Here is a 10,038-nt window from a genome sequence, read left to right as displayed (position 1 = left end):
AATTTCAAGAGTACCTGCATGATGAAAAGTTTTGAGTTAGCGCATGGAGTCAAGCATCGGCTGTGGCACAACCACCGAGGGCGTTAGGATGGCAATAGCGCTACGCGCTATTGAACCACGAGCATAGGCTGAAATTAGGTGTCACGACGGAACAAGTAAGGTAGGCGCTGTTAACCAATAGGTTAATAATCCACGAATATCAGCATGATAACCGACGAAATTACTGGCTTCATTCTATGCGTTAACTCACTCAACTTTAAAAGAGAAAATTATGGCTCGAAAAAAAGCAGAGATTCTTATGGTTTAACTTGACGTGGGGAGTCATACCAACGCCCCATTAATGGGCTTAAAATTCTTTGCTAAAATTTTGAGGGACGAAAAACAGCAAACTGTTTTAAGTCCTTGTTTAATGGCTTGTTATGTGTAAATTACAACGAGCCTTCGTATTCTTTTATATAGTGATCGATTTCATATGTAGTGCCAGTATGAATTAATTTACCAGTGTGCTTATTAACTATAATTGGAGCATTGCCGCCTACCATATCTCGAAAGTCTCCTGAATTTAAGAATGCAGTACTTTGGTAAAAGAAAACCCATCCCCAATCTTTCTCGATGGTTTCACCTTTCAGTAATCCGCACTCAATATCATTTGAGATACATGGATCTTCGATTTCTGATAATACTAATTTTTCAGCTTCAGCTAGATTCATACTCTTTACACATAACGCCCGGCTCACCGAGCAAATTCTTGTGGCGGATTTTTTGGAACAAAAAAGGTGACACTAAAATTTGTCCGGTGCAGCCGCTTGTTCTATTGTGTTACTCACAAAGGTAGGTCACCTTTACCTGATCACCGCAGAAAAATGCAGAGTCATCTTTCTTTGAAAATTCGATACCTTTTTCTGTGGTAATAACCAATTTTTGTGAATCTTGCCACTCTGCGCTAACTTGCGCACCCTCTTTATTGAAGTAGAAAACTGAGCCTCCACCAGAACCCCACATCATTAGCGCAGACGTATGGATATATTTACCATCACTAAACTCTTCAGTAACCGTAAAGACTTTCTGGTTATCAGGTGCAACAAGTTCAACTAATTTATTGACGCGAAAATCATGTTTTGGTTTCTTACGTCTTTTCTTCGTTTTCCTTTCAGATGATATTTCTTCGAGAAACGAATCTAGGGCGATTTTTCGATTCTTTATATCGGCTTTTGCAGCCCCTAGTTCCTCCCAAAGCTTTAAATCACGTCCACTAGTTATGATAGAGCGGACTTTTTCATACACGCTCTGATCTAGACTCATTGTCTCCCATTGAGCTTGAGCTAGGGCAAACCAAGAGTTATTTGAATCTTCGTGGTCTTCGAAGTATTCAGAAAACGATTCCTTAACTTCTGAGCTAGCGTACTTTGGACTCGCACCATTGTTATAGATGTCAAAAAAACCATCGTAAACATCAGCAAACGAATCACTATCTTCGACATTTACCCCCCATACACCCACTACGATTTATCTCCGAGTTTCGTTAGCAATAGAACGCCTTGCTAAGAGGCAAAAAATAGTTGGCTAAAATAGCGACGAAGGAGCAAAAGCCAACTGTTTTTTGTCCTTTTAAGCAACTTGTTATATCAATTTTAGAAAGTACACCTGCTTTTATATTTATTCTTTGGATTTCCTGAACCTACAAGAGCACAATATAAGAAAAGTTCAGAGCCTCCTGGTGGCGGCAAAGGTTGGAAAGTACATAACGTACTCTTTGCAATAAAAGTATACCCATCACTATTACGTTTTTTAGTTATCTTAGCTGATATAGAATCTATCTCACCAGCCCAAAAATTTATATAAAATAATGATCCCTCATAGAGAGCTACTGAATATCTATTATTACCGCTAACACGGTCATGCCTTTCACTCACGCCGCTAGGAAATCTTGGATCATTACGATAAGGGTTATCGGATGAAGTGATTTTAATTGCTGGTTGATGAGATGTACCAGAAAATGTTTGTGTCACTAACTCATCAATACCGTCTCCATCCAGATCAACGCTATGTTTCTTCATATTAATATTGAATGAAGAATCAGATTCAATATTGTAGAAATGAGCAGCTTTGTATTTTGAAGAGTTTTCACAAAGGAGCTTAGCGCTTTCTAAGCTCGGTTTATCTACTATTTCGAATTGCTGGGCATCGGATGCATTGGAGAGAAATAAGGCAATTAACAAAATTCCGATGTTTATTGTTTTCGACAAGGTGCTAGCCTCCTGATTGATATAACAGCTTATTATGAGGCAAAATTCCTTCTTTCTACAGAGGGGGAAAATCGTCCATAATTTTATAATGGACTGAGACTACTTGATTGTTATCTATAGATCAATGAGTTAAAAATACTGAGCTAAGTGGTTGATGTGTGAAAGGAGGCAATTTGCTCGCTTTCTTGTAGAAAGAAGGAATTAACGATGTCTGTTTTTATATACAGTATTTAAAGGGTGGTGATTAAGACTATTTAGTTATTAAAATGATTTTGGTGAGCAGATTTAATTATTTTGCCAGTTAGATATAAACGTAACCAAGTTATCTAAATCACCTTTAGCGAGATATTAATTCAGATCTGCCTTAGTAAAAAGTTGCCAAGACAGAATTGCTCTTAACCCTATCGTTCGTTATTAACGAACGATAAAAGTACTTTTATAATTCCTGATAACCAAGTAAGGGCAGGGTATTAAAGAAACGTAATTGGTAGTCAGTTTTTTGATTGTCACAAGTTGTTCTGAGCGATATTGCAATACGGTGCTCTTGTTTTTCATCAATAGCCTCGGTTGGATAAACTAACCAGCTTCGCCAAATTTGTGGCTCATCTAGGCGGTGCTCAGCAAAGCTCAGGCTAATATCCTGCTTGATAGTAAAAAGATCATTATGATTTTGTTTTGTATCTTTGATGCTAAAGCTAAAATCAGCGAGCGGTATCGCTAAACCTAAACCCCAAGCTTTAATGTAAGATTCTTTTAAAGTCCAATAATCAAAAAAACGATTACGTTGTTGCGCTTCTGGCAAGGCGAAAAGTTCCTTGATTTCAGTCGGTGAAAAATAACGTTCTGCAATGGCTAACACGTTATTATTACGGCCAGTATTTTCAACATCACACCCTATGTCATCTTCTAATGTCACGGCGCAAATAATAAGATTTTTAGTATGGCTAATATTAAAACGCAATGGTAGTGGGCAATTAATCACTTCAGGTTTATCTTTACTACCTTTTTCAAATTGCCAATCTTGCGGTGCTATATCAGCATAATAAGATAATAAATCGCGTATAAAAGCGCGAGTAATCAATGCATCGTGTCTATCTTTAGCAAACTTATATCGTTGCTGCTTAGCTGTTTCTGTTGTTGTGAGCAATGTTGAGTAACTTGATAGTAACTCATCATTGCCGAGTAACTCTTCTGGTTTGGTTACCCATATATGAATTTCATTGGCAGTGAGGTTGAGCTTTTGTTTTGTTCGAGCGGAAATTTCAGACTGAGAAAAAGAGATCATAAAGTATCGGTAGCTTGTATTGTTGGTTTATTGCGTTATCCATTCGGTGAAACCTTATTTTATCATAAACAGTACCATGTGAAGTTGGTATTTCTAAAGTTATTTTACCTTGTTTGATATAGAGCAAGTTGCCTGTCAGGCTTTAATGGTAGTAATCCGTACTAATTACTTCGTAATTAGATAGATTTTTTGCTAGCTGGTCGATCAGTCAAACTCATACCTTAGTCTATAAATCAGTAAAGCTTGTATCGGGTGATTGTATTGGATTTGAAACGTGTGTATATTAGCCGCGTTAAGTGAATTACGATGCCTTTATTCTCTGGGTAACATGTACAGATACAGATACGGATGAACATGAACAAACAACCCAAAAGGGCATTAACTCAACACGCTAACGCTACAACAACGCCGGAAATGAGAGCATTTATCCACGCTTCTGACCTACCAACGGCAGTGTTGGCACGCTTATTAAAAGTGTCCGAGTCTACCATCCGTAAATGGCGTAAACGCGCATCTCTTGACGACGCATCACACGTGCCAAAACAGCTCAATACCACGTTAAGTGAAGCACAAGAGTATGTTGTGGTTGAACTAAGAACTCGTTTATTACTTTCTCTTGATGAATTATTGGTTGTCTGTAAATCATTTATTAATGCCAGTGTATCGCGAGCGGGTTTGCAGCGATGTTTAAAGCGTCATGGCGTGTCACGACTCGCTGACATGGAAGGTAATAGTGAAAGTCATAATGCAGATTCAACTAACTCATCAGAGCCGACAACCGTACAAGTATTGTTAGAAGATACCCAAGAGCATAAGCAGCTTATTTCAGAATTGTCCCCAAAAGCTATGCGTGAAGTGTTAAATCGCGCCAATGATTTAAGTGAAGACGAAGTCGTACAGGTCAAAGTAACCCAAATACCTTATTTTTCAGAAAATACTACAGAAGCACAGAGTAAACGCCACTTATTAATCGCCAATGATCCAACGTCTGGTTGGGTATATGTCGATATATACGATGGCAATGAAAGTGAAGCTGCTAGCCGCTACATGAGCTACGTACTCACCAAAGCCCCTTTTCATATCCGCCGTATTTTAGCGGGAAATTATAATGAATTTTTAAGTCGTTTTCGTTTATTAAATGAAAGTCCAGATGAGGCTAATACAGCGTTGTCATCACAAGATTTTCATGGCACTGATACTTAAAAAGATCGGATACCAAGACGGATAACGAAGATGCAAGCAAATAACAACTTTAGAGAAACCATAATGGCTAAAAAACAAAGCACATCTACTAACCCTGTAACGAAAGAAGAAGACGAACAAACGTTTAACTCACGTTTACAAGAATGTCCTATTGCCATTGTTGGCATGGCGTCTATCTTTGCTGATGCTAAGAATTTAGAAAACTACTGGGACAACATTTTTGAATCAGTTGATGCAATTAAAGAGGTACCCAGTGATCGCTGGGTAAAGGATGATTATTACTCGAGCGATCCTAAAGAGGCTGATAAAACCTATTGCAAACGTGGTGGTTTCTTACCTGAAATTGACTTCGACCCAATGGAATTTGGTTTACCACCAAACATTTTAGAGTTAACTGATATCGCTCAGTTATTATCTTTAGTGGTTGCACGTGAAGTATTAAACGATGCAGGTATTGGTGATGGCTCTGGTTATGATCGCGATAAAGTAGGTATTACCTTAGGTGTAGGTGGTGGACAGAAACAAATTTCGCCATTAACGTCTCGCTTGCAAGGCCCTGTCTTAGAAAAAGTATTAAAAGCGTCAGGTGTTGAAGAAGCTGATCGCGCTATGATTATTGAAAAGTTCAAGAAGGCATATATCGGTTGGGAAGAAAACTCATTCCCTGGCATGTTAGGTAATGTTATTTCTGGTCGTATTGCTAACCGTTTTGATTTTGGTGGTACTAACTGTGTTGTTGATGCGGCTTGTGCAGGCTCTTTAGCAGCGATTAAGCTCGCTATCTCAGACTTACTTGAACACAGATCTGAAGTCATGATCTCTGGTGGTGTTTGTTGTGACAATTCACCATTTATGTATATGTCATTTTCAAAAACACCTGCTTTTACCACAGGTGAAGATATCCGCCCATTTGATAATGATTCAAAAGGTATGATGATTGGTGAAGGTATCGGCATGATGGCGTTCAAGCGTTTGGAAGATGCTGAGCGTGATGGTGATAAAGTTTACGCCGTGCTTAAAGGTATTGGTACTTCAAGCGATGGCCGTTTTAAGTCAATTTACGCGCCACGACCAGATGGTCAAGCTAAAGCGTTAAAACGTGCTTATGAAGATGCTGGGTTTGAACCAAAAAGCTGTGGCATGATTGAAGCGCATGGTACAGGCACAAAAGCTGGCGATGCTGCAGAATTTGGCGGCTTAGTTAAGCACTTCTCGCAAGATAATGAGCAAAAGCAACATATCGCTTTAGGCTCTGTTAAGTCTCAAATCGGTCACGCTAAAGCAGCCGCAGGTGCAGCAGGTATGATAAAAGCGGTATTAGCGCTTCATCATAAAGTGCTACCAGCAACACTTCATATCGACCAACCTAATACCGCATTAGACATTGAAAATAGCCCAATGTATTTAAATAGCGAAACACGTCCTTGGATGGCACGTGAAGATGGTTTACCGCGTCGCGCAGGTATCAGTTCGTTTGGTTTTGGTGGTACTAACTACCACATGGTATTAGAAGAATACTCACCAAAAGCACAAGGCCAGTATCGCTTAAATGCCGTACCACAAACAGTTTTAGTGACAGCAACGGACGAAAAAGCATTAGTTAATGCATTAATGGAGTGGAAAAATAAATTAAGTGTTAACGCTGATGACCAACCTTACGCCTTTAATGCCTTAGTTGTTGAAAACACGTTAACAACACCTGCGATTGATTTAGCCCGTTGTGGTTTTGTGGCAAAAAATGCTGATGAAGCCATTAAAATGATTGAAGGTGCGTTGAAGCAATTTCAAGCGAAATCAGGTAGTGAAGAATGGTCTGTCCCTACTGGCATTTACTACCGAAAATCAGGACTAGCGACAACAGGTAAAGTGGTTGCGTTATTCTCTGGTCAAGGCTCTCAATACGTGAATATGGGCCGCGAGCTTGCGTGTAACTTCCCAAGCGTCATGCAAGCTGCTGCCGATATGGACAGTGAATTTAGCCAAGCTGGTTTAGGTCAATTAAGCCCGACAACGTATCCTATTCCTGTCTTTAATGATGATGCCCGTAAAGCACAAGATGAAGTGTTACGTTTAACTCAACACGCACAGCCTGCTATTGGCACCTTAAGTGTTGGTCTATATAAAGCGTTTACTAATGCCGGTTTTAAAGCTGACTTTACTGCAGGGCATAGCTTTGGTGAATTAACCGCACTTTGGGCTGCTGGTGTACTAAGTGATAGTGATTACATGATGTTAGCACGCAGTCGTGGACAAGCCATGGCAGCGCCTACAGGTGAAGCTGCGATAGGTTTTGATGCAGGCACTATGATTGCTGTTGTGGGTAATCCTGCGGAAGTAGCTGAAGACATCAAAGACATTAAAGATATCTCTATTGCAAACTACAACTCTAATAACCAAGTCGTTGTTGCTGGTGTAACTAGTCAAATAGCCATTGCGCTTGATGTTCTCAAAGGCAAAGGTTATAAAGTTGTACCATTACCCGTGTCAGCCGCGTTTCATACACCACTTGTGGGCCATGCTCAAAAACCATTTAGTGATGCTATCGATAACGCTAAATTTAATAAGCCACTTGTACCTGTTTATTCAAATGGCACGGCAAAAGCGCATTCAAATAAAGCCGCTGAGATTAAAAAATCACTGAAAAACCATATTTTAGAGTCGGTGCACTTTAACGAAGAAATTGACAATATTTACGCGGATGGTGGACGAGTATTTGTTGAGTTTGGTCCTAAAAATGTATTAACCAAACTGGTTGAAAATATATTAAAAGATAAAGAAGACGTTGTTGCTATTGCCGTTAATGCTAATCCGAAGAAATCGGCTGATATGCAAATGCGTCAAGCGGCAGTGCAAATGGCGGTACTTGGTTTAGAGCTTACTGAGATAGACCCGTACTCAGCAGTTAAACGTCCATTATCTGCACCTAAAATGTCAGCACTAGCGATGAAGCTTACTGGCGCATCTTATGTGAGTCCTAAAACTAAAAAAGCATTTGATGATGCACTAAGTGACGGTTGGACAATTAAACAAGCAACCTCAGTGCCTGTTGCTGTGCCTGAGCCACAAGTGGTTGAAAAAATTGTTGAGAAGATTGTTGAAGTAGAGCGCATTGTTGAAGTTGAGAAAATTGTTTACCTTAATTCTGACGGTAGTGTTGCTGATGGAACTGTTGCAAATGGTCAAGCAGTTAATAATGTTGCAGCCAACGTAAATTCTGCGGATATAGCCAATAGTATTGAACGTAGCGTTAGTCAGTTTGTTGATCACCAACAGCAATTATTAAATGTGCATGAGCAATATATGCAAGGTCCAAAAGACTATGCAAAAACCTTTGATGCAGTGCTATCTAGTCAAGAAGCTGGCGAGTTACCAGAAAGCCTAGACCGTACGTTAGGTATGTATCATGATTTCCAATCAGAAACATTACGTGTTCATGAGCAATATTTGAATAACCAAACTGAAAATATGGCTGCGATGTTATCTGCTTCTGAAAATAGTACAGAGGTGACTGCTAACCTTGTTAAAACATCACCAACAACAACGCAAGCACCTACGGGTAAAAGTGCAGTGACACAAGCGCCTGTTGTTAAGCCAACAACACCAGTGGCACCTACAACACAACCATTACCTGCCGCCGTATCTTCTCCAGTAGTAAATGCACCGGTAGTAAATACGTCAGTACCGACACAAACAGTAGCAACAGCTGTTGCGATGTCGCCGGTAGCGGAAGCTTCTATTACTGTTCCAGTGCAGGAGCCATCAATTGAGCTTGAAACTCTTGATTTGCAGAAAATTCAAACTGTGATGATGGAAGTGGTAGCTGAAAAGACTGGTTATCCAACAGAAATGTTAGAGCTTGAAATGGATATGGAAGCCGATCTAGGTATAGATTCAATCAAGCGTGTTGAGATTTTAGGTTCAGTTCAAGAAATTATTGCTGATTTACCAGAGCTTAACCCTGAAGATTTAGCTGAATTACGAACCTTAGGCGAAATCGTTTCCTATATGAAAGGGAAGATGAAGTCAAAAGCACAAGCTGCGGCACCTAGTGCTTCAGCGAATGACAGTGCACCAGCACTTCATTTAGTTGAAACGTCAGCAGTCACGGCTCCTGCAATTGACCTTACTCACATCCAAAATGTGATGATGGAAGTGGTCGCAGAGAAAACCGGTTACCCAACCGAAATGCTTGAGCTTGAAATGGACATGGAAGCAGACTTAGGTATCGATTCAATTAAACGTGTTGAAATCTTAGGTTCAGTGCAAGAAATTATTAACGATTTACCAGAGCTTAATCCAGAAGATTTAGCTGAGTTACGTACTTTAGGTGAAATCGTAAGTTATATGCAATCTAAAGTATCAGCAGCGCCAGTGGCTGCTGTTGATAGTACTCCAGCTACTGTGCAAACTAATGCAAGCAGTGCTCCAGCAATCGATTTAGTTCCTGTTTCTTTAAGTAAAGTGCAAAATGTGATGATGGAAGTGGTCGCAGAGAAAACCGGTTACCCAACCGAAATGCTTGACCTTGAAATGGACATGGAAGCTGACTTAGGTATTGACTCAATCAAGCGAGTTGAAATTCTTGGTGCAGTTCAAGAAACAATCCCAGATCTTCCAGAATTAAATCCAGAAGATTTAGCAGAGTTACGTACCTTAGGTGAAATCGTAACTTACATGCAAAGTAAAGTTACAGCAGCGCCAGTTGCTCTACAAGCAAGCGCGCCAAGTGTGCTATCGAATGAAACTCAAAACAGCGCACCTGCTATCGATTTAGTTCCTGTTTCTTTAAGTAAAGTGCAAAATGTGATGATGGAAGTGGTCGCAGAAAAAACGGGCTACCCAACCGAAATGCTTGAGCTTGAAATGGATATGGAAGCTGACTTAGGTATCGATTCAATTAAACGTGTTGAAATCCTCGGTGCTGTTCAAGAAACAATCCCAGATCTTCCAGAATTAAATCCAGAAGATTTAGCTGAGCTACGTACTCTAGGTGAAATCGTAACTTACATGCAATCTAAAGTATCAGCAGCGCCAGTTTCGGCTGAAGCAAGTGCAACAGCCAATGAAAACAGTGTTTCAATTGACTTAGATTACATTCAATCAGTAATGATGACAGTGGTCGCAGAGAAAACAGGCTACCCAACTGAAATGTTAGAGCTTGCCATGGACATGGAAGCAGACTTAGGTATCGACTCAATCAAACGTGTTGAAATCTTAGGTGCTGTTCAGGAAACGATTCCTGACTTACCAGAGCTTAATCCAGAAGATTTAGCAGAGTTACGTACTTTAGGTGAAATCGTAAGT

The 10,038-nt window shown here is 40.0% G+C and carries 5 protein-coding genes and 1 pseudogene; 2 read left to right on the top strand and 4 right to left on the bottom strand.

Annotated elements, in window-relative coordinates; genetic code table 11:
* Positions 1–428: 428 nt before the first annotated feature.
* The 4 genes from ND2E_RS06765 to ND2E_RS06775 all read right to left on the bottom strand — a co-directional run bounded on the left by ND2E_RS06765 (position 429) and on the right by ND2E_RS06775 (position 3,531).
* On the bottom strand, positions 429–710 hold the full coding sequence (locus ND2E_RS06765; protein WP_033094683.1) for a YrhB domain-containing protein: 282 nt from the start codon (positions 708–710) through the stop codon (positions 429–431).
* Positions 711–819: 109 nt separating this feature from the next.
* On the bottom strand, positions 820–1,500 hold the full coding sequence (locus ND2E_RS22460) for a hypothetical protein (RefSeq protein WP_052056727.1): 681 nt from the start codon (positions 1,498–1,500) through the stop codon (positions 820–822).
* A gap of 131 nt (positions 1,501–1,631) precedes the next feature.
* Positions 1,632–2,246 (bottom strand): hypothetical protein, encoded by a 615-nt coding sequence (locus ND2E_RS06770; RefSeq protein ID WP_033094682.1) that lies wholly within the window; start codon positions 2,244–2,246, stop codon positions 1,632–1,634.
* Positions 2,247–2,682: 436 nt separating this feature from the next.
* Complete coding sequence (locus tag ND2E_RS06775; RefSeq protein ID WP_190277846.1) at positions 2,683–3,531, bottom strand: 4'-phosphopantetheinyl transferase family protein; 849 nt, start codon at positions 3,529–3,531, stop codon at positions 2,683–2,685.
* A gap of 354 nt (positions 3,532–3,885) precedes the next feature.
* On the opposite strand from ND2E_RS06775, the gene ND2E_RS06780 reads away from it, so the two are divergent.
* Both ND2E_RS06780 and ND2E_RS23670 read left to right on the top strand, forming a co-directional pair.
* Complete coding sequence (locus ND2E_RS06780; protein WP_033094681.1) at positions 3,886–4,734, top strand: helix-turn-helix domain-containing protein; 849 nt, start codon at positions 3,886–3,888, stop codon at positions 4,732–4,734.
* 30 nt (positions 4,735–4,764) lie between these two features.
* Positions 4,765–10,029: pseudogene (locus ND2E_RS23670) on the top strand (beta-ketoacyl synthase N-terminal-like domain-containing protein); the annotation flags it as partial.
* Positions 10,030–10,038 lie beyond the last annotated feature (9 nt).

The organism is Colwellia psychrerythraea (assembly GCF_000764225.1).
Taxonomy (GTDB): Bacteria; Pseudomonadota; Gammaproteobacteria; order Enterobacterales; family Alteromonadaceae; genus Colwellia; species Colwellia psychrerythraea_D.
Note: the sequence above shows the minus strand (reverse complement) of the source record. Positions and strands in the feature narration are given on the sequence as shown.

Coding starts and splice junctions, on each gene's coding strand:
- ND2E_RS06765 (WP_033094683.1), bottom strand. CDS start 710: ATGAATCTAGCTGAAGCTGAAAAATTAGTATTATCAGAAATCGAAGAT.
- ND2E_RS06775 (WP_190277846.1), bottom strand. CDS start 3,531: ATGATCTCTTTTTCTCAGTCTGAAATTTCCGCTCGAACAAAACAAAAG.
- ND2E_RS06780 (WP_033094681.1), top strand. CDS start 3,886: ATGAACAAACAACCCAAAAGGGCATTAACTCAACACGCTAACGCTACA.